At 41.5% G+C, this 19165-nt stretch carries 17 protein-coding genes and 3 pseudogenes; 17 read left to right on the top strand and 3 right to left on the bottom strand.

All coding sequences use genetic code 11. The features are described from left to right. On the top strand, positions 1–1806 hold a 1806-nt coding region (locus tag AB8E63_RS08155), incomplete at its 5' end, for a G5 domain-containing protein (protein WP_368910771.1). A gap of 113 nt (positions 1807–1919) precedes the next feature. Here the strand turns inward: AB8E63_RS08155 and AB8E63_RS08150 are convergent. Continuing rightward, positions 1920–2771 (bottom strand): MurR/RpiR family transcriptional regulator, encoded by an 852-nt coding sequence (locus tag AB8E63_RS08150; RefSeq protein ID WP_368910769.1) that lies wholly within the window; start codon positions 2769–2771, stop codon positions 1920–1922. 193 nt (positions 2772–2964) lie between these two features. Here AB8E63_RS08150 and pbp2b point away from each other — a divergent pair, with 193 nt between their 5' ends. The 8 genes from pbp2b (at position 2965) to rpsI (ending at position 10697) form a co-directional block, all read left to right on the top strand. After that, on the top strand, positions 2965–5010 hold the full coding sequence (pbp2b, locus tag AB8E63_RS08145) for a penicillin-binding protein PBP2B (protein WP_368910767.1): 2046 nt from the start codon (positions 2965–2967) through the stop codon (positions 5008–5010). 10 nt (positions 5011–5020) lie between these two features. Beyond that, positions 5021–5617 (top strand): recombination mediator RecR, encoded by a 597-nt coding sequence (gene recR, locus AB8E63_RS08140; RefSeq protein WP_000966747.1) that lies wholly within the window; start codon positions 5021–5023, stop codon positions 5615–5617. 166 nt (positions 5618–5783) lie between these two features. Next, on the top strand, positions 5784–6827 hold the full coding sequence (locus AB8E63_RS08135) for a D-alanine--D-alanine ligase (RefSeq protein WP_070678819.1): 1044 nt from the start codon (positions 5784–5786) through the stop codon (positions 6825–6827). A 53-nt stretch (positions 6828–6880) separates the two neighbouring features. Further along, on the top strand, positions 6881–8254 hold the full coding sequence (gene murF / locus AB8E63_RS08130) for a UDP-N-acetylmuramoyl-tripeptide--D-alanyl-D-alanine ligase (RefSeq protein ID WP_368910765.1): 1374 nt from the start codon (positions 6881–6883) through the stop codon (positions 8252–8254). After that, positions 8241–8852 (top strand): NUDIX hydrolase N-terminal domain-containing protein, encoded by a 612-nt coding sequence (locus tag AB8E63_RS08125; protein WP_368910763.1) that lies wholly within the window; start codon positions 8241–8243, stop codon positions 8850–8852. Before murF ends, AB8E63_RS08125 begins: the two co-directional genes overlap by 14 nt. A gap of 120 nt (positions 8853–8972) precedes the next feature. After that, the gene (locus AB8E63_RS08120) at positions 8973–9680 is read left to right on the top strand and encodes a TIGR02206 family membrane protein (RefSeq protein ID WP_368910762.1); all 708 of its coding nucleotides are present in this window, start codon (positions 8973–8975) and stop codon (positions 9678–9680) included. Positions 9681–9839: 159 nt separating this feature from the next. Continuing rightward, complete coding sequence (rplM, locus tag AB8E63_RS08115; protein ID WP_002876943.1) at positions 9840–10286, top strand: 50S ribosomal protein L13; 447 nt, start codon at positions 9840–9842, stop codon at positions 10284–10286. A gap of 18 nt (positions 10287–10304) precedes the next feature. Beyond that, positions 10305–10697, top strand: coding sequence for a 30S ribosomal protein S9 (gene rpsI / locus AB8E63_RS08110; RefSeq protein ID WP_002893764.1), 393 nt, complete (start codon positions 10305–10307; stop codon positions 10695–10697). 109 nt (positions 10698–10806) lie between these two features. On the opposite strand, the gene AB8E63_RS08105 is transcribed toward rpsI, so the two are convergent. Together AB8E63_RS08105 and AB8E63_RS08100 are read right to left on the bottom strand one after the other, a co-directional pair. After that, complete coding sequence (locus AB8E63_RS08105; protein WP_002893762.1) at positions 10807–11028, bottom strand: tyrosine-type recombinase/integrase; 222 nt, start codon at positions 11026–11028, stop codon at positions 10807–10809. A 244-nt stretch (positions 11029–11272) separates the two neighbouring features. Continuing rightward, positions 11273–11881 (bottom strand): DUF1269 domain-containing protein, encoded by a 609-nt coding sequence (locus AB8E63_RS08100; RefSeq protein WP_368910759.1) that lies wholly within the window; start codon positions 11879–11881, stop codon positions 11273–11275. A 353-nt stretch (positions 11882–12234) separates the two neighbouring features. Here AB8E63_RS08100 and AB8E63_RS08095 point away from each other — a divergent pair. The 8 genes and pseudogenes from AB8E63_RS08095 to glmS all read left to right on the top strand — a co-directional run. Beyond that, a pseudogene (locus AB8E63_RS08095) lies at positions 12235–12360 on the top strand (IS982 family transposase); the annotation flags it as partial. Between the two features lie 18 nt (positions 12361–12378). Next, a pseudogene (locus AB8E63_RS08090) lies at positions 12379–12712 on the top strand (diacylglycerol kinase family lipid kinase); the annotation flags it as partial. Positions 12713–13179: 467 nt separating this feature from the next. Further along, entirely contained in the window at positions 13180–13677 is a 498-nt protein-coding gene (locus AB8E63_RS08085) for a DUF6287 domain-containing protein (protein WP_368910757.1), read from the top strand. 355 nt (positions 13678–14032) lie between these two features. Then, on the top strand, positions 14033–14719 hold the full coding sequence (locus AB8E63_RS08080; protein WP_006152803.1) for an XRE family transcriptional regulator: 687 nt from the start codon (positions 14033–14035) through the stop codon (positions 14717–14719). Positions 14720–14722: 3 nt separating this feature from the next. Next, a complete protein-coding gene (locus AB8E63_RS08075; RefSeq protein ID WP_368910755.1) occupies positions 14723–16138 on the top strand; it encodes a Y-family DNA polymerase in 1416 nt (471 codons plus the stop codon). Beyond that, positions 16135–16497, top strand: a complete 363-nt coding sequence (locus AB8E63_RS08070; protein WP_223334619.1) for a hypothetical protein — start codon at positions 16135–16137, stop codon at positions 16495–16497. The genes AB8E63_RS08075 and AB8E63_RS08070 overlap by 4 nt, the downstream gene beginning before the upstream one ends. 37 nt (positions 16498–16534) lie before the next feature. Next, positions 16535–17080 (top strand): annotated as a pseudogene (locus tag AB8E63_RS08065) (ADP-ribosylglycohydrolase family protein); the annotation flags it as partial. A gap of 273 nt (positions 17081–17353) precedes the next feature. After that, positions 17354–19162, top strand: coding sequence for a glutamine--fructose-6-phosphate transaminase (isomerizing) (gene glmS / locus AB8E63_RS08060; protein WP_368910752.1), 1809 nt, complete (start codon positions 17354–17356; stop codon positions 19160–19162). Positions 19163–19165: the final 3 nt, after the last annotated feature.

The following is a 19165-nucleotide window of genomic DNA, read 5'->3' as shown; positions in this document are numbered from 1 at the left end:
TCAAAACCAGAAGAGTCTAAAGTTGACTACCATAAGGCGATTGCAGATTTGACTGAAGCTATCGAGAAAAAAGCAACAGAACTTGCCGATGATGTAGCTGCTCAGGAAAAACTAGTTGAACTTGGAGAACAAGCTCTTGCGGCTATCCAAGAAGCTAAGACTCAAGATGCTGTTGAAAAAGCCTTGCAAGATGCGTTGGTATCCATCAATAAGCTTCAAGCAACTCCAAAAGAGGAGCCAGCTCCAGAAGAACCAACACAACCAGAGGAACCAGCAAAACCAGAGGAACCAGCAAAACCAGAGGAACCAGCAAAACCAGAGGAGCCAAGCAAGCCAGAAGAACCAAGCAAACCAGTAGAGCCTAAGCTTGACTACGATAAAGCTATGGCAAGCTTGTCCGAAGCTATTAAAAGTAAAACAGCTGAGTTGGGTGATGACAAGGAAGCTAAGAAGAAACTAGTTGAACTAGCCGAAAAAGCCTTAGCTGCTATTGAAGAAGCAAAAACTCAGGATGCAGTAGATAAGGCCTTGCAAGACGCTTTGACATCTATCAACAATCTTCAGGCGACACCAAAAGAGGAACCAGCTCCAGAAGAGCCTGCAAGACCAGAGGAGCCAAGTAAGCCAGAAGAGCCTGCGAGACCAGAGGAGCCAAGTAAGCCAGAAGAGCCAAGCAAACCAGAAGAACCAAGTAAGCCAGAAGAGGAAGTGAAACATTCAAATCTTCCAACTGAAGGTGTTAAAGAATTGAGTGTAACTCAACCAAGCCTTGAAGTAACGACAGATCCGATTGCCTTCAACACTATTCGTCGTGAAAATTCTCTTCTACCTAAAGGTAAGGAACAAGTCGTTTCTGAAGGAAAAGATGGACAAGTAACGACCTATGTAGAAGTTGACGGCAGCGATCGTAAGGTTGTTAAGGTTGAACGTGAGGAAGCTCAAGACCGCATCGTTGAAGTAGGTACTCAAGAAGGAACTGCTATGCCGACAGAAGGCGTTATGAATCTGGACTTTAACCTGCCAAATCTAAAAGTAGAGAAAGAACCAATCGCCTTCAAGACTGTTCGCCGTGAGAATGCTGATTTAGCTAAAGGTAAGGAACAAGTTGTTTCTGAAGGAAAAGACGGACAAGTAACGACTTATGTAGAAGTCGATGGTGACAACCGTAAGGTTGTTAAGGTTGAACGTGAGGAAGCCCAAGATCGCATCATCGAAGTTGGAACTAAGGAAGAAAGTCCATCAACTGATAGCACATTGAAGGTCTTGAAAGATTCATCAACAAACTTGAAACTGATTGCTCGAGAAGGGGATCTCAATGGTGGTTCTGTTCTAGAGGTCGATAAGGTTGCTGACCAGGTCTTGGAAGGTCGCCGTTTCGATGCTTATCAAGTTCAATTGAAAAATGAGAAAGGCGAACTTGTTCAATTGAAAGGTGCAGCCCTTGTTCAAGTTGCTGTGGTGTCGGATGTAGCCAATGTCTATGCCATGAATGCAAATCGAGAATTGCAGGAAGTGAAGTTTGAACAGAAAGGTTCAGCACTTGAATTTGTAGCTCCACACCTAGGTGTCTATGCGGTAGTGTACAAGGATGTAGCTCAACCAAGTGCACCAGCAAATGTAGAAACTCCTGCAACACAATCTATGGGAGAAGATAAGCCTTTAGCAGAGGTCAAGGGAACTGTAGCAGATTCTACAAGCAAACAGTTGCCGGCAACAGGAGAAGAAGTAAGTTCAGCTCTCTTGCCTGCTCTCACTCTAGTTTCAGGAATGATGCTATTCTTCTTCAAAAAAGAGATGAAGGATTAGCAGAGACTAAATCAAAGAAAGTGTTTTAAACACTAAAAAAAGGGAGTCCTATAGTGGACTCCTTTTTGTGGGGAAAAATATTTTAAATAGAAAACCCTGAATGGTTTTCAATTTCAGGGTTTTCTATGTCTTGTGTTTCTACGATAACCATTCAGTCTATTATTCTCCCAATAGCTATTAAAGATTTTTTCTTTACTTTCGCGATCAATTTCTAGGAAATAAGCATAGAGTAAATCAATGATAATCAGCATTGGAAGCTGAGCAGAGATTCGTTGGATATATGAGGCTTGGCTTTGGCTTGCGACCAAAATAGTTTCTGTAAATGCTTGAGTATCCTTATTCGGTGCACTTGTAAATAGAACTGTCTTAGCTCCCATATCCTGGGCATCTAATAGGCTATCGATGATAGATGGTGTTGTTCCTGAGAGGGAAAAACCAAAGACCAAACATTTTTCATCAATGATACTAGTCGTCCAGGCAAAACCATCTGGATCTGTTAAGGCTTCACAGACGACACCCAGTCTCATAAAACGTAGCTTCATCTCACGTGCCACCAAACCAGAACTTCCTGTTCCGAAAAAGTATACACGTTCTGACTGGTCAATCATCTGAGCCACACGTTCCAGCTGCTCATCGTCAATCAATCCTTGAGAAATTTCTCGAAGGTTTGCATAACTTCTAAGGACTCTCTGAGTTAAAGGATTCATATCCTGTTGAGGAGCAGAAAGAGTGTCTTTTTGTTGTTGGTATTTGAAGATGAACTCTCGATAGCCCTTAAAACCACATTTTTTGGCAAAACGAGTGAGTGCTGCCTGGGAAATATGAAGTTTTTGCGTGACTTGTTGAGAGGATAAGTCATCATTTATGGTATCTGCCTGTAGAAAATAGCGGGCAATTTCTTGCTCTAAATCGGTCATCTCTTCAAAGTGAAGGTCGATAATCGTAGAGATATCTTGCTTATTCATGGAACTCCTTTTATAGCTATTTGTCAAAAATTACTTTGGCAAATCTAACAAATAAAATAGCACTTACCTCCATTATATCATAGAAAATACTTTTTGGACCAAAAAGGAAAAGTCTTTTCTTTTTCCATAATTTTCGGATTAAATTATGGTACAATGAAGAGTGTGATTTTGATTAGAAATGAGATTGATGTGTATGAGAAAATTCAATAGCCACTCGATACCGACACGGCTTAATTTGTTATTTGCAATCGTTATCTTGCTCTTTTTAGCAATTATTGGTCGTTTACTTTATATGCAAGTTCTTCACAAGGATTTTTATGAAAACAAACTCGCTTCTGCTAGCCAAACTCGAGTAACCATGGGTTCCGCTCGTGGAGAAATTTATGATGCAACAGGAAAACCTTTAGTCCAAAACACCGTTAAGCAAGTTGTTTCCTTTACACGAAACAACAAGATGACTGCGGCTGATTTGAAGGATATTTCTAAAAAATTGTTGACCTATGTCACAGTCACCTCTCCAGAGTTGACGGACCGTCAAATGGCTGATTATTACTTGGCTGATGCTGAAGTTTATAAGAAGACAGTTGAAGCTCTTCCAAAAGATAAACGATATGATTCAGATGGCAATCAACTTTCCGAATCTGAACTCTATAACAACGCTGCTGAGAGTATTACTTCCAGTCAATTAAACTACTCAGAGGATGAAAAGAAGGCAATCTATATCTTTAGTCAGCTCAATGCAGTAGAAAATTTTGCGACAGGAAATATTCAAACCGATCCTTTGAGCGATACACAGGTAGCTGTGATTGCTTCTGCATCTAAGGAATTGCCAGGTATTTCCATCTCTACTTCATGGGACCGAAAAGTCTTAGAAACTTCTCTTTCATCTATAGTTGGAAGTGTTTCGAGTGAAAAATCTGGTCTTCCAGCAGAAGAAGTGGACGCTTATTTGAAAAAAGGTTACTCACTCAATGACCGTGTTGGGACTTCCTATCTTGAAAAGCAATACGAAGAAGTCTTGCAAGGAAAACGTACCGTCAAGGAAATCCATTTGGACAAGCACGGAGATATGGAAAGTGTAGAGAATATCGAAGAGGGTAGCAAGGGGAAAAATATCAAATTGACCATTGATTTGGCCTTCCAAGATAGCGTAGACAGTCTCTTGAAGAGTTATTTCAACTCAGAACTTGCCAATGGTGGAGCTAGATATTCAGAGGGTGTCTATGCAGTAGCCCTCAATCCTAAGACAGGTGCTGTATTAGCCATGTCAGGAATGAAGCACAATGTAGAGACTGGAGAACTGACCACAGACTCACTCGGAACTGTCACCAATGTCTTTGTTCCAGGATCTGTCGTTAAGGCAGCTACCATCAGTTCAGGTTGGGAAAATGGGGTCTTGTCAGGAAATCAAACCTTAACAGATCAACCAATCGTCTTCCAAGGTTCTGCGCCGATCAATTCCTGGTATACCCCTTATTATTATGGTTCTTTCCCGATTACAGCCGTTGAGGCCTTGGAGTATTCATCCAATGCTTACATGGTCCAAACTGCTCTTGGAATCATGGGGCAAACTTATCAGCCTAATATGACAGTAGGAACCAACAATCTTGAATCTGCCATGGGAAAACTTCGTTCAACCTTCGGTGAGTATGGTTTAGGAGTTTCTACAGGAATCGACCTACCGGATGAGTCAACAGGCTTTATTCCTAAAGACTACGATTTGGCTAACTATCTAAATAATGCTTTTGGACAGTTCGATAACTACACACCGATGCAGTTAGCTCAGTATGTAGCAACGATTGCCAATAATGGTGTCCGCTTAGCTCCTCATATCGTGGAAGGAGTCTACGACAACAACGAACAAGGTGGTCTAGGAGAACTCATTAAGCAAACGGACAGCACAGAAATGAATAAGATTAATATTTCTGAGTCTGACATGTCTATCTTGCAACAAGGTTTTTACCAAGTATCGCACGGGACAAGTGCTCTCACGACAGGTCGCGCCTTTTCAAATGGGGCAGCAGTCTCTATCAGTGGGAAAACCGGTACAGCCGAAAGTTACGTCAATGGTGGTCAAAAAGCCAACAATACCAACGCCGTAGCCTATGCGCCAACCGATAATCCGCAGATTGCAGTCGCAGTTGTTTTCCCACATAATACGAATCTAACTAATGGTGTCGGACCTTCGATTGCTCGCGACATTATCAATCTCTACAACCAACACCATCCAATGAACTAGAAAGGAAGCCATGCTTTACCCAACACCTATAGCCAAGCTGATTGACAGTTATTCTAAACTTCCAGGTATCGGGATTAAGACAGCAACCCGACTGGCCTTTTATACTATTGGGATGTCGGATGATGACGTCAATGAATTTGCAAAAAATCTTCTTGCAGCCAAGCGAGAATTGACCTATTGCTCTATTTGTGGACGCTTGACAGATGATGATCCTTGTTCTATCTGTACCGATCCTAGCCGTGACCAGTCTACGATTCTGGTTCTGGAGGATAGCCGAGATGTTGCTGCTATGGAAAACATCCAGGAATACCACGGACTTTACCATGTTTTACACGGTTTGATTTCCCCTATGAATGGGATTAGTCCCGATGATATCAATCTCAAAAGTCTCATGACTCGCCTCATGGATAGCGAAGTTTCAGAGGTTATCGTGGCCACTAATGCGACTGCTGATGGTGAAGCGACTTCCATGTATATCTCTCGACTACTTAAACCTGCAGGGATTAAGGTTACTCGTCTAGCAAGAGGTCTAGCAGTAGGAGCAGATATCGAATATGCGGACGAAGTAACGCTCCTAAGAGCCATCGAAAATCGTACAGAACTTTAGTCTGTAAGGATATAGAACAGGCAATTAGCTAGTAGATACGATATATAAGAAATCAAGAGACTGGATTTATTTTTAATCCAGTCTCTTTTGTGCTATTCAAGTTTAAAAAAATAAACAAATGTGATATACTAAAAAGCGAGTATTCTAGTAGAAATAGGACAATCATATGAAACAAACAATTATTCTATTATATGGTGGACGCAGTGCAGAGCGTGAAGTGTCTGTATTGTCAGCTGAGAGTGTCATGCGTGCGGTTAACTATGACCGTTTTGAAGTCAAAACTTTCTTTATCAGCCAGTCTGGTGATTTTATCAAAACCCAAGAATTTACCCAAACTCCTGGCCAAGATGAACGTCTCATGACCAATGAAACGATTGATTGGGACAAGAAAATTGCTCCAAGTGCCATCTACGAAGAAGGTGCAGTTGTTTTTCCAGTTCTTCATGGACCTATGGGAGAAGACGGTTCCGTTCAAGGTTTCCTAGAAGTCTTGAAAATGCCTTATGTCGGTTGCAACATCTTGTCTTCAAGCCTTGCTATGGACAAAATCACGACTAAACGTGTCTTGGAATCTGCTGGGATTGCCCAAGTCCCTTACGTAGCCATTGTTGAAGGGGATGACTTAGCTTCTAAGATCGCAGAAGTTGAAGAAAAATTAAGGTATCCAGTCTTTACCAAACCATCTAATATGGGTTCTAGTGTTGGTATTTCTAAGTCTGAAAATAAAGAGGAACTCCATCAAGCTCTTGAACTCGCCTTTAAATATGATAGCCGTGTCTTGGTAGAGCAAGGCGTCAATGCGCGTGAAATCGAAGTTGGACTTTTAGGAAACTATGATGTCAAGAGCACTTTACCTGGTGAAGTTGTCAAGGACGTAGCCTTCTATGACTACGAAGCAAAATACATCGATAACAAGATTACTATGGATATTCCAGCCAAGATTAGTGATGATGTAGTAGCAGTCATGCGTAAAAATGCAGAAGCTGCCTTCCGTGCTATTGGCGGGCTTGGTCTCTCACGTTGTGATTTCTTCTATACAGATAAGGGAGAAGTTTTCCTAAATGAGCTCAATACCATGCCAGGATTTACCCAGTGGTCTATGTATCCATTGCTCTGGGACAATATGGGGATTAGCTATCCAGAACTAATCGAGCGTTTGGTTGAGCTTGCTAAAGAAAGCTTTAACAAGCGTGAAGCGCACCTATTGTAAAGATAGCTATAAGGGCGGGGCAAGACTCCCTGCCCCTTTTTAAAGGAGTAAACATGAAACTTACGATTCACGAAGTTGCGCGTGTTGTCGGTGCAAAAAATGATGTGACAAGCTATGCGGACAGTCCACTAGTTAAGGCAGAGTTTGATAGTCGTTTGATTGGACCTGGTGATCTATTTGTGCCACTCAAGGGGGCGCGTGATGGTCATGACTTTATCGAGACGGCTTTTGAAAACGGCGCTGTTGTAGCCCTGTCAGAGAAGGAAGTAGCAGATCATCCTTACATTTTAGTAGAGGATGTTTTGACAGCCTTTCAAGCTCTTGCGGCTTATTACCTTCAAAAGACAGGAGTAGATGTCTTTGCTGTTACAGGTTCAAATGGGAAGACAACGACCAAGGATATGTTGGCTCATTTACTTTCTACAAGCTACAAAACCTACAAAACGCAAGGAAATTACAATAACGAGATTGGACTGCCTTATACAGTTCTCCATATGCCAGATGACACTGAGAAATTGGTCTTGGAAATGGGACAGGATCACTTGGGAGATATTCATCTTTTGTCTGAACTGGCTCATCCGAAAACAGCTATTGTGACTCTGGTCGGAGAGGCACATTTGGCCTTCTTCAAGGACCGTTCTGAGATTGCCAAAGGTAAATTACAGATTGCTGATGGAATGGAGAAAGGTAGCTTGCTCTTGGCGCCAGCTGATCCCATTGTAGAGGATTATCTACCTGCTGACCAAAAGGTAGTTCGTTTTGGTCCGGGTGCAGAACTCGAAATTACAGACTTAATTGAGCGCAAGGATAGCTTGAGTTTTAAGGCTAATTTCTTGGAGAAATCCCTTGATTTACCAGTAACAGGTAAGTACAATGCGACTAATGCTATGATTGCTTCTTATGTTGCCCTGCAAGAAGGAGTGACTGAGGAGCAGATTGCTCAAGCCTTCCAGGATCTAGAATTGACCCGCAATCGTACCGAGTGGAAAAAAGCTGCCAATGGTGCGGATATCTTATCAGATGTTTACAATGCCAATCCAACTGCTATGAAGTTGATTTTAGAAACTTTCTCTGCTATCCCAGCTAATGAAGGTGGCAAGAAAATTGCAGTTCTGGCGGACATGAAAGAACTTGGAGACCAGTCTGTTCAACTCCACAATCAAATGATTTTGAGCATTACACCCGATGCCCTTGCTACCGTTATTTTCTACGGTGAAGATATCGCTGACTTGGCTCAATTAGCCAGTCAAATGTTCCCAATTGGTCATGTTTACTACTTCAAGAAAACAGCTGAGGAAGACCAGTTTGAAGCTATGGTTAAGCAGGTCAAGGAAAGTCTTGGTGCACATGACCAGATTTTGCTTAAAGGTTCGAACTCTATGAATCTAGCCAAGCTAGTAGAAAGTTTAGAAAATGAGTGCAACTGATTTCGCTAAAGCTATTCAGAGAATGTTGGCCATTACTGACACTGGACTGACCTATACCAAGGATCCTTTTGAGCGTGAACGTTATGAGGATTTACGGCAGATTTTATCAAGTATCTTGCAGGATCAAACAGAGCTCGATCAAGAGGAATTGACTGCAATTTTAAAACCAACAGGTAGCTATGCAACTCCCTTGATGGATGTGCGGGCATGGATTGTTCAAAATCAGAAGATTTGCCTGGTTAGAGGACAAGGAGAGGATACTTGGGCATTACCTGGTGGCTTTGGCGAGGTAGGATATTCTCCCAAGGAAAATATCCGAAAAGAAGTTCAGGAAGAAACAGGATTTTCGGCAGAAGTAGGTTCTTTATTGGCGGTTTTTGATACCAACCGCTTTCAACTTCAGAACAAACAGTATGCCAAGTTCGTTTTTGACTGTCAGTTATTGGATGGACAATTTCAAGAAAATCAAGAAATTGCAGAACTTGAATTTTTTGATATCAAGAATCTCCCACCCCTATCTGAAAAACGGATAACCCAAGAACAAATGGAAATTCTATGGCAGGTTTATCAGGGTGAGCGGGAACAATATGTCGATTAGAAGCTTTGCTTTATATTAAGATCGACAGTTTCTTTTACATAAAATTATAAGAAATAAATGTAAGCTAGGCTCTATAGAGATGAGTAAGAGGCCTGCTTATATGAAAATGAGGAAAGTTACATGAATGTTTGGGATGCTTTATTTAGCACGCAGCCGACGGAGCCACCCCGATTTGATCTTCTTTGGTATGGAAGTCTATTTAGTTTATTGGCATTGACTGTATTTCTTGCCTATCGCTATGGTGATAAAAAAGTTTGCCAACGATTTTTCCAGATTTTACAGGCTCTGCAGTTAATCCTGCTCTACGGTTGGTATTTGGTCAACCAGATGCCTCTAACAGAAAGTCTGCCCTTTTATCATTGCCGTTTAGCAATGTTTGTAGTGCTTTTGACCCCGGGTGTCTCTAGAGTCAAACAGTATTTTGCTGTTCTCGGAACCTTTGGGACTTTGGCGGCCTTTGTTTATCCAGTGCCAGATCCCTATCCCTTCCCCCACATCGCTATCCTGTCCTTTATTTTCGGGCACTTAGCCCTCTTTGGAAATTCCTTGATTTATCTTTTGAAGGACTATGATGCTAGCTTATTGGACTTCAAACGAATCCTAATCATCACATCTTCGCTTAATGCGCTGATCTTTGTGGTTAATCTAATGACGGGTGGAGATTATGGCTTTTTGACAAAACCACCATTGGTTGGAGACCACGGTCCTTTGATCAATTATTTAGTCGTTACCCTATTCTTGACTTTCGCCATTTACATAGTCTCTAAAGCTTTTCAGACCATGCTTGAGGAGAAGGGTGAAAGAAGATTACGAATCTGGCAGAAATAAAAAAATATTTTCCCAACCGCTTGACTTTTATCTGAGAATTTTGATACAATAGTAGGCGGTATTGTTTACCCCATTTGTAAGGCCCCGGAACCTTTCAAATAACTTGCGGACCGGAACATCCGCCCTGTAAACAAAAACGACATTCATATAGGAGAAATCATGAACAAAACTACATTCATGGCTAAACCAGGCCAAGTAGAACGCAAATGGTACGTTGTTGACGCAACTGATGTACCTCTTGGACGCCTTTCAGCAGTTGTTGCTAGCGTGCTTCGCGGAAAAAACAAACCAACATTCACACCTCACACTGATACAGGTGACTTCGTAATCGTTATCAATGCTGAAAAAGTTAAATTGACTGGTAAAAAAGCAACTGATAAGATCTACTACACTCACTCAAACCACCCAGGTGGATTGAAATCAATCTCTGCTGGTGAACTTCGTTCTAAAAATGCAGTACGTTTGATCGAGAAATCAGTTAAAGGTATGCTTCCACACAATACTCTTGGCCGCGCTCAAGGTATGAAATTGAAAGTATTCGTTGGAGCTGAGCACACTCACGCTGCACAACAACCAGAAGTTCTTGATATTTCAGGACTTATCTAAGGAAAGGAACAATAAAGTATGTCACAAGCACAATATGCAGGTACTGGACGTCGTAAAAACGCTGTTGCACGCGTTCGCCTTGTTCCAGGAACTGGTAAAATCACTGTTAACAAAAAAGATGTTGAAGAGTACATCCCACACGCTGACCTTCGTCTTGTAATCAACCAACCATTCGCAGTTACTTCAACTGCAGGTTCATACGACGTTTTCGTTAACGTTGTAGGTGGTGGTTACGCTGGTCAAGCAGGAGCTATCCGTCACGGTATCGCTCGTGCCCTTCTTCAAGTAGACCCAGACTTCCGCGATTCATTGAAACGCGCAGGACTTCTTACACGTGACTCACGTAAAGTTGAGCGTAAGAAACCAGGTCTTAAGAAAGCTCGTAAAGCATCACAATTCTCAAAACGTTAATCAATACGATTATATCAACGTTTACAGACATTCAAGAATTATTTCTTGGATGTCTTTTTTGTTTCAAAAAATCAAAGTTCACCCCAAAATTCACCCCATATTCACCCCATCAATTTTTTAAACTACGAAAAGCAATATCACCTACAGTCTGATTGACTTTATCTTTGATATTAACGTAAGTTTTTGTAATCTCTTTATCACTATGAGTAAGAGCTTCTGAGAAGGCTTCAAGAGAAACCCCAGCTTGTTTTGCGAGTGTCGCACCAGTATGTCTTAGTTTGTGTGGGGAAGCTGGTGCTAGTTCAGGGTGCCTGCGTCTGACTGATTTCATCTTGATAAAACTTAAAATCTTTCTAATTATAACAAAGCATAGTCAAAAAGCTATGACCTCTATATTCACAAAAAAATCCAGACCAATACTAGTCCAGATTTCTTGTCTATTAAACATTCTTTTCAAAGAATGGAAGAACGGCTGTAACGGATTTGTCAACGCAATTATTTAACTGTGAGAATCCGACGCACATAAATTTTAAATGGTGTCTCAGTCACATTTAAATTTATGAGACGCTTAGACGTTAGGCTTTCAATTTATCAAATTTTGATTTGATGTTTGCCTTGAACTCTTCAAGTTTGGCCTTGCGATCTGCTTTACGTTCAGCCTTCATTTGCGCACGCGCTTGGTTGTAGAGGTCTTCTTGGACTTGCAGGGCTGCTTCAACTTCAGCTACGACGGTTGCCACATCCCAACGCACGATTTGGGTGTCGTACTTGGTGAAGTAAGCATCGATGACTGCTTCGTTGTTTTCTTGCACCAAGGCGACAACGGCTGTTTCGCCGTCGATCAATTTTTGAGACACAACGTCAATCAAGCCAGCTTCTGTCGTGTCAACGGCGTCACCAACAGCCAGACCATAGAGGCTACCAAAACCATAGCCAAACAAGACACCGATGGGACCACCTAAAAGGCCGACAACAGCACCGACCAAGCCACCCTCTAAGGCTACATTCGTCGATGAGTCTTCAAAATCATAGCGCTCTTTTTCAACGATATGACCGTTTTCATTCTTGACCAGAGCGATTTGAGCAACCTTGGTTGTCGGAGTTTGGCGGAAAGCCTTCAAATCCGCAAAGGACTGATAAGCTTCGCTTTCAGTGTTAAAGATTGAAATTACCAAGTTTTCCATGGTTAGTACCTCTTTTCTAAATATACACGCACATTATAACACGGTTTCAATTACTTTTCAATCATTTTAGTGCGACATTTTATTTGATATGTCGCGTTTATCAGCGTTAAAGAACAGTTTCAGGCAGCGGTATATCTTTGCCATATCCCAGCCCAGACACTCTGGAGACTCTGAGTGACTATCAAGAAAGATGTCCATCAGATTCTTAAAGCCTCCCGTGCAAAAAGTAAATAAATAGTGTTTTTCCTGTATGCCTGTCACACGGCTAAAAGACCGCTTGACCAAATCTTCCAGAAAATTATAGCAGATATTATGTACCAGCTCTGTGTAGCGAGTCTGATGAGCGTGCCGAATCACATCGACGCTTTTATAGAATCTGCCAACTGTTTCCTTATGGTCGAATCCTTGAAAGAAGTCGCTTTATTTGTCGGTCAAGACAATTAATTTGGCTGGTGCAACTGATTCGCCAAGCTATGAATAAGCAATTATTACCTTTTGAAAGCGAAAATGGCAATTATGAAGGTGAAGCTACTCAGGTCTTAGTTCTTCTATCTAATTACTATGCAGACAAAAAACTATTTGATGAAAATACAGATGAATATGGAAATATCTTGATTTTAAAGGATTCATCCATCATTTCTAAATTATCGGCTATCCCAGATTTATTAAAAAGGGGATCTAGTAGGTAACAATAATATCGAATATATCAAAGTACGCAATATTAGGATTTCTTCAGAGGTTGAGTTAGAGTCAGATGTTGATGGGGATAAGTCGGATAATCTGCCAGTAGATATAAAAATACTAGAAAACAGGCTTGAAAAAGGCTCGTAAAGCTAGCCAGTTCTCTAAACGTTAATTCGTTGCTGGACAGCAGAATACAAACGAAAACACTTTGCATCTTGCAAGGTGTTTTTTTCTATGAGAACTGGCGGTGCGCAATTAGGATAGCTCTAGCGACTTTAGTCGCATAGAGATATGCTATGCACAGTTGCCCCAAGAAAACAAGCGAAGCGATGTTTGATTGGATGGCAACCACTGCACTCAAAACGTTCTTCGAAAGAATTACTGTACTTACAAAGAGCACCTTTCGGGGTGTTCTTTTTTAATCCTCAATAGAGAGTTCACCCCAAAATTCTCACCACTAGTCTTTGTCTTATACAATTTCTTCCTAGTATCAGTTTAGTATGATATAATTAAATACGAATAATTTAAAGGAGTTATAAATGAAAATAGGAAAAGGCATCAATTGGATTTTGATTCTGTTAAGTTCCTTAATTGCTATAGTACTGATAAGTTTTATGTTCTTCTTTAATCATAAGAAGCAAGATGCAGAAGCAGTAAATGCTACAACAGAACAGGTTTCTACTACTAGTACGACAGCGACTAGTATAACAACCACTAGTTCAACGACTACTCAAGATAGTGTTACGACTACTGAGGAAAAACTCTCGACACAAGAAGAGCAAACGAATGCTAGATCACAAAAACTAGATGAGCAAGCCATTCTAAATGGAGATTTCTCGACTCTAGTTGGAACATGGAGAAATGGACTTGGGCAAGAGTTTACATTCGATAAAAATGGACTAGTAAACAGTGGAAACATTGAAAAAAAGAGCATGGGTAGCCATGGAACGATTGAATTCAGCATTAGAGATGGTATCTCAGGCTATGGAATGAGTATTTATCCTGCTGGACTTATTATGGATGGGTTAGATACTGATTTAACTCAAAATAGGCTGATTGCTGGTCAAGCTGCTCCAACCAGATCAGAACAAGTTTTTTATAAAGTAGACTAAATGATAAGAGGTTGGGACAAAAGATCCCGACCTCACTTTTTATTAGCAATCAAACTTTGACGCGGTAGCTGATTGAACTTTTTGTTCGTCTTTTAGACTCCAAAAAGCTCCTAATCATCCTCGTGGGGCTGGGACTACGAAATCGAGACTTTGTCTATCGATTTCTGTCCCACCGCCTTTCTTCTTTATTTGTGAGTCATGATCATTTTATGAAGGTGAAGTAAACAGGGTTTAAAGTTGGATTTTTCCACTAGACATTCGTCTACTTTTTTTATATAATAAGACTAAACCAAAATGGTTGAATTTAAAAAATATAGTCAACTTACGATGAAAACATCATGCTAGGAGGTAAATCATGTACCAACCAGAAAAACTCAAGGCTCGGAGAAAAGAGTTAAAGCTAACACAGAAAGAGATTGCAGAGCAGCTTGGGATTAGTTTTCAGGCTTATTCAGCTTGGGAGCGTGGAGTCAAGGAGCCTTCTGAAGAAAAAGTTAAACAGCTAGAAGAGATTTTAAAAGTACCAAAAGGCTATTTTACTCAAATCGAAATTGTTCGTCTTTATAACAGCCTTTCCAATCAAGGGAAAGAGAAGGTGGTGGTCTATGCTCGAGATCTGGCTCAAGAAGAACAAGCCAAGAAGGTGACTGCTATTTCAGAAAAACTCTACGAGTATCATGTCTATGAACGCATGTCGGCTGGGATTGGAGCTTCAGTTTATGATGATCGAAACTTTGATACGGTTTACTTTAATGAAGAACTAGCTCACGATTTTGCTTCATGGGTGTCTGGAGATTCCATGGAACCCAAATATCAAAATGGATCAGTAGCTCTGATTAGAGAGACCGGATTTGATTATGATGGCGCTGTCTATGCAGTGGTTTGCAACAATCAGACCTATATCAAACGGGTCTATCGAGAAGAAGATGGTCTGCGTTTGGTCTCCATCAATCCTAAATATAAGGATATTCACATTTCTTACGAAGAAGATCCGCGGATTGTGGGTATTATCGTAGGCAATTTCGTACCCATGGAGGGATAGTCTATGGGCTACTTTGATTATTCCAGAGAGCCCAAAAGTGATATTGCCTTTGTCGATATGAAGTCCTTTTATGCTAGCGTTGAGTGTGTAGAAAGAGGACTCCATCCCCTCAAAACCTCCCTTTGTGTCATGAGCCGGGCGGATAATTCTGTTGGGCTGATTCTTGCCTCCTCGCCTATGTTTAAAAAGGTTTTTGGGAAAGCAAATGTCGGTCGTGCCTATGACCTCCCCTTTGATATTAAGACGCGTAAATTTTCCTACTATAATGCCAAAAAACAAGGCTTACGGACAGATCCAGACTATGTGAAATTTATCGAAGATTGGGCTCGGGTGACCGTCATTGTCCCTCCTCGGATGGATAAGTATATCGCGGTCAACATGGAAATTCAGCGCATTTTCCAGAATTATGGCAGTCCAGATGATATTTATCCTTATTCAATTGATGAAGGCTTTATTGACCTAACAAGTTCGCTCAATTATTTTGTCCCGGACCAGCAGATTTCTCGCAAAGATAAGCTGGACATGCTTTCGGCTCGTATCCAGAGAGATATCTGGCGGCAGACCGGGATTTACTCAACAGTCGGTATGTCGAATGCCAATCCTCTGCTTGCTAAGTTGGCCTTGGATAATGAAGCCAAGCACACACCGACCATGCGAGCCAATTGGTCTTACCAGGATGTGGAAGACAAGGTCTGGTCCATTTCAAAGATGACCGACTTTTGGGGGATTGGGCATCGGATGGAGAAACGCTTGAATAGCCTGGAAATCTATTCGATTAAGGAATTAGCTAATAGCAATCCGGATTTCCTGAAGAAAGAACTTGGCCAAGCTGGACTTCGCTTGTGGTTTCATGCCAATGGGATTGATGAGAGTAATGTTCACAAGCCCTATAAAGCCAAATCTCACGGCTTGGGCAATTCACAAATTTTACCGAGAGACTATGTCAAGCAGCGAGATATCGAAATTATCCTTCGAGAGATGGCTGAACAGGTGGCTGTCAGGCTTCGACGGGCCAGAAAGAAGACGACAGTGGTGTCTATTCATCTTGGATTTTCTAAGCAGGAACAAAAACGCTCCATCCATACCCAGATGAAGGTGGAGCCGACCAATAATACCAGTCTTTTAGTCAGTTATGTACTGAAATTATTCCATAGCAAATATACTTCTGGAGCCATCAGGAGTGTTGCTGTTAGTTATTCAGGATTTGTAGATGAATCCTTTGCTATGATTTCCCTTTTTGATGATGTTGACAAGCTAGAAAAAGAAGAAAGGATCCAGACTGCCATTGATTCCATTCGAGAACAATTCGGCTTTACTTCTCTTTTGAAGGCGACTGCCTTAGAGGATGCATCGAGAAGTATTGCCAGAAGTAAGCTCATCGGAGGGCACTCTGCTGGAGGATTAGATGGACTAAAATGATTGATCGCTCTTATTTGCCCTTTCAATCCGCGAGGGACTATCAAGATCCAGGCATGCAGAAGTGGATGGGCTTTTTTCTATCGGAGCATACCAGTTCACTCAGTGCAGAAAAAAATCGTGTCGATTTATCAACAGACTTGAATCCAGTCGAGAAGTTGTTGCTACTTTCCCAGCTCTACGTCGGACGACTAAAAGGCTCTTTTATGGTCAAGGAGAAAAATCATAAAAGCTCGATATTGGGTGAAGTAATAGAATTATCTCCTCAAGAAATCTCTGTTAGAACGGATGAAGGCTATCGATTAATAAGGGTAGATGATATTCTCGCCATCCAACTGTATCAGGAGGAAGTTTATGACTAGAAAAGAGTTATATGAAAACAAACTGCAGATGGATTATTTCTCAGATGATCCTCAACCCTATGGGAGTTATGGGAATGGCTCTGCTATGAGAATTAGCCCTGTTGGCTTTGTGGCAGATAGCATAGAGCAGGCAAAGGCTTTGTCCCAAGCAGTGACAGAAGTGAGTCATGACCATCCTGAGGGACTAAAAGGTGCAGAAGCAGTTGCAGTAGCTATCTTCTTGGCTAGAACTGGTTCTAGCCGCCATGAAATCAGAGACTACATCGATAAAAACTACTATTCCATGGACTTTACCCTGGACCAAATTCGTGAGGACTATAGCTTTGATGTGACTTGTCAAGGTTCGGTTCCTCAGGCTTTCCAAGCCTTTTTCAAGTCACAAGATTTTGAAGATGCTATCAGAAATGCTATTTCCATCGGAGGAGATAGCGACACCATCGCTGCTATCTGTGGAGGTCTTGCGCAAGCCTACTATGGAATTCCTGCTCCAATCAGAAATCAAGCTATGGCCTATTTGGATGATCATTTAGTAGAGATAGTGGATACTTTTGAAAGCACCTATCCCATCCACCCTAATAAATAATTGGCTGCGAGGAGTGAGAAAAGATAAACTATGATATCTAGTGTTAGACAGGGTATGGATATCAATTGATTAGCTATATTTCTAAGCCGTTCAAGAGCTATTTCTTGAATGGTTTTTTGTTTGCTGTTTAAAAACAATTGAGCTATACCAATTTTTATTCTTGACAAGTGAAAGAAACAAGTATATACTGTTTTCACTGATTCTAAAAACAGAAAATCAGACTATACCAATTTCGATAAGGAGAAAGCACAGCTTGCCTGTGTCGTATATACTATGTGTGGAATTGTTGGTGTTGTTGGAAACACAAATGCAACTGATATTTTGATTCAAGGGCTTGAAAAGCTCGAATACCGTGGTTATGATTCTGCGGGAATTTTTGTTCTAGGTGGTCCTGAAAGCCATTTGGTCAAGGCTGTTGGTCGTATCGCAGAATTGTCTGCCAAGACAGCTGGGGTTGAGGGAACAACTGGTATCGGACATACTCGTTGGGCCACTCACGGAAAACCAACAGAAGATAACGCTCACCCACATCGCTCTGAGACAGGACGTTTTGTCTTGGTCCACAACGGGGTGATTGAAAACTACCTCGAAATCAAAGAAGAATACCTTGCAGGTCACCACTTCAAGGGACAAACAGATACAGAAATCGCTGTACACTTGATTGGAAAATTTGTTGAAGAAGACGGCATGTCAGTACTTGAAGCCTTTAAAAAAGCCCTTCATATCATCCGTGGTTCTTATGCCTTTGCCTTGATCGACTCTGAAAATCCAGATGTCATCTATGTAGCCAAGAACAAATCACCACTCTTGATTGGTCTTGGTGATGGCTACAACATGGTCTGCTCAGATGCTATGGCTATGATTCGTGAGACCAACCAATATATGGAAATCCATGACCAAGAGTTGGTAATTGTGAAAGCTGATAGCGTCCAAGTTCAAGACTATGATGGCAATCGTCGTGAGCGTGCTAGCTACACTGCTGAACTTGACTTGTCTGATATCGGTAAGGGAACTTACCCTTACTACATGCTCAAGGAAATCGATGAGCAACCAACGGTGATGCGTAAGTTGATCCAAGCCTATACTGATGAGGCTGGTCAAGTAGTCGTAGACCCAGCTATCATCAAGGCTGTTCAAGATGCAGACCGTATTTACATTCTTGCAGCTGGAACATCTTACCATGCAGGATTTGCTTCTAAGAAGATGCTAGAAGAATTGACAGATACGCCAGTTGAACTTGGAATCTCTTCTGAGTGGGGTTACGGTATGCCACTTCTCAGCAAGAAACCAATCTTCATCTTTATCAGTCAATCTGGTGAAACAGCGGATAGTCGTCAGGTTTTGGTCAAGGCCAATGAAATGGGAATCCCAAGCTTGACAGTGACAAATGTTCCAGGATCCACTCTTTCTCGTGAAGCCAACCATACTATGCTTCTTCATGCAGGTCCTGAAATTGCCGTAGCATCAACTAAGGCTTATACAGCGCAAATCGCTGCTCTTGCCTTCCTTGCAAAAGCGGTTGGTGAAGCAAATGGCAATGAAAATGCCAAAGCTTTTGATCTGGTTCACGAATTGTCAATCGTAGCTCAGTCTATCGAATCAACCCTTTCAGAAAAAGAATTAATTGATAGTAAGGTTCGTGAACTTCTTGAAACAACACGCAACGCCTTTTACATCGGACGTGGCCAAGATTACTATGTAGCCATGGAAGCCAGTCTCAAACTCAAAGAGATTTCTTACATCCAATGTGAAGGTTTTGCGGCAGGAGAACTCAAACATGGAACCATTGCCTTGATTGAGGATGGAACACCTGTTTTGGCCCTCTTGTCAGACCCAGTTCTTGCTAACCACACTCGTGGAAATATCCAAGAAGTGGCAGCGCGTGGCGCTAAGGTCCTCACAATTGCAGAAGAAAATGTTGCCAAAGATACAGACGATATCGTTCTTACGACCGTACACCCTTACCTTTCACCAATCTCAATGGTCGTACCAACGCAACTAGTCGCTTACTTTGCAACCCTACATCGTGGACTTGATGTGGACAAACCACGTAACCTTGCTAAGTCAGTAACAGTAGAATAAAAA

The organism is Streptococcus sp. oral taxon 061 (genome assembly GCF_964211575.1).
GTDB lineage: Bacteria > Bacillota > Bacilli > Lactobacillales > Streptococcaceae > Streptococcus.
Note: the sequence above shows the minus strand (reverse complement) of the source record. Positions and strands in the feature narration are given on the sequence as shown.

Excerpts from the sequence above, each read along its gene's own strand:
- recR (WP_000966747.1), top strand. The coding sequence starts at position 5,021 with ATGCTTTACCCAACACCTATAGCCAAGCTGATTGACAGTTATTCTAAA.
- AB8E63_RS08125 (WP_368910763.1), top strand. The coding sequence starts at position 8,241 with ATGAGTGCAACTGATTTCGCTAAAGCTATTCAGAGAATGTTGGCCATT.
- AB8E63_RS08135 (WP_070678819.1), top strand. The coding sequence starts at position 5,784 with ATGAAACAAACAATTATTCTATTATATGGTGGACGCAGTGCAGAGCGT.
- pbp2b (WP_368910767.1), top strand. The coding sequence starts at position 2,965 with ATGAGAAAATTCAATAGCCACTCGATACCGACACGGCTTAATTTGTTA.
- AB8E63_RS08070 (WP_223334619.1), top strand. The coding sequence starts at position 16,135 with ATGATTGATCGCTCTTATTTGCCCTTTCAATCCGCGAGGGACTATCAA.
- AB8E63_RS08080 (WP_006152803.1), top strand. The coding sequence starts at position 14,033 with ATGTACCAACCAGAAAAACTCAAGGCTCGGAGAAAAGAGTTAAAGCTA.
- rpsI (WP_002893764.1), top strand. The coding sequence starts at position 10,305 with ATGTCACAAGCACAATATGCAGGTACTGGACGTCGTAAAAACGCTGTT.
- AB8E63_RS08100 (WP_368910759.1), bottom strand. The coding sequence starts at position 11,881 with ATGGAAAACTTGGTAATTTCAATCTTTAACACTGAAAGCGAAGCTTAT.
- AB8E63_RS08105 (WP_002893762.1), bottom strand. The coding sequence starts at position 11,028 with ATGAAATCAGTCAGACGCAGGCACCCTGAACTAGCACCAGCTTCCCCA.
- glmS (WP_368910752.1), top strand. The coding sequence starts at position 17,354 with ATGTGTGGAATTGTTGGTGTTGTTGGAAACACAAATGCAACTGATATT.
- AB8E63_RS08150 (WP_368910769.1), bottom strand. The coding sequence starts at position 2,771 with ATGAATAAGCAAGATATCTCTACGATTATCGACCTTCACTTTGAAGAG.
- murF (WP_368910765.1), top strand. The coding sequence starts at position 6,881 with ATGAAACTTACGATTCACGAAGTTGCGCGTGTTGTCGGTGCAAAAAAT.
- AB8E63_RS08120 (WP_368910762.1), top strand. The coding sequence starts at position 8,973 with ATGAATGTTTGGGATGCTTTATTTAGCACGCAGCCGACGGAGCCACCC.
- AB8E63_RS08085 (WP_368910757.1), top strand. The coding sequence starts at position 13,180 with ATGTTCTTCTTTAATCATAAGAAGCAAGATGCAGAAGCAGTAAATGCT.
- AB8E63_RS08075 (WP_368910755.1), top strand. The coding sequence starts at position 14,723 with ATGGGCTACTTTGATTATTCCAGAGAGCCCAAAAGTGATATTGCCTTT.
- rplM (WP_002876943.1), top strand. The coding sequence starts at position 9,840 with ATGAACAAAACTACATTCATGGCTAAACCAGGCCAAGTAGAACGCAAA.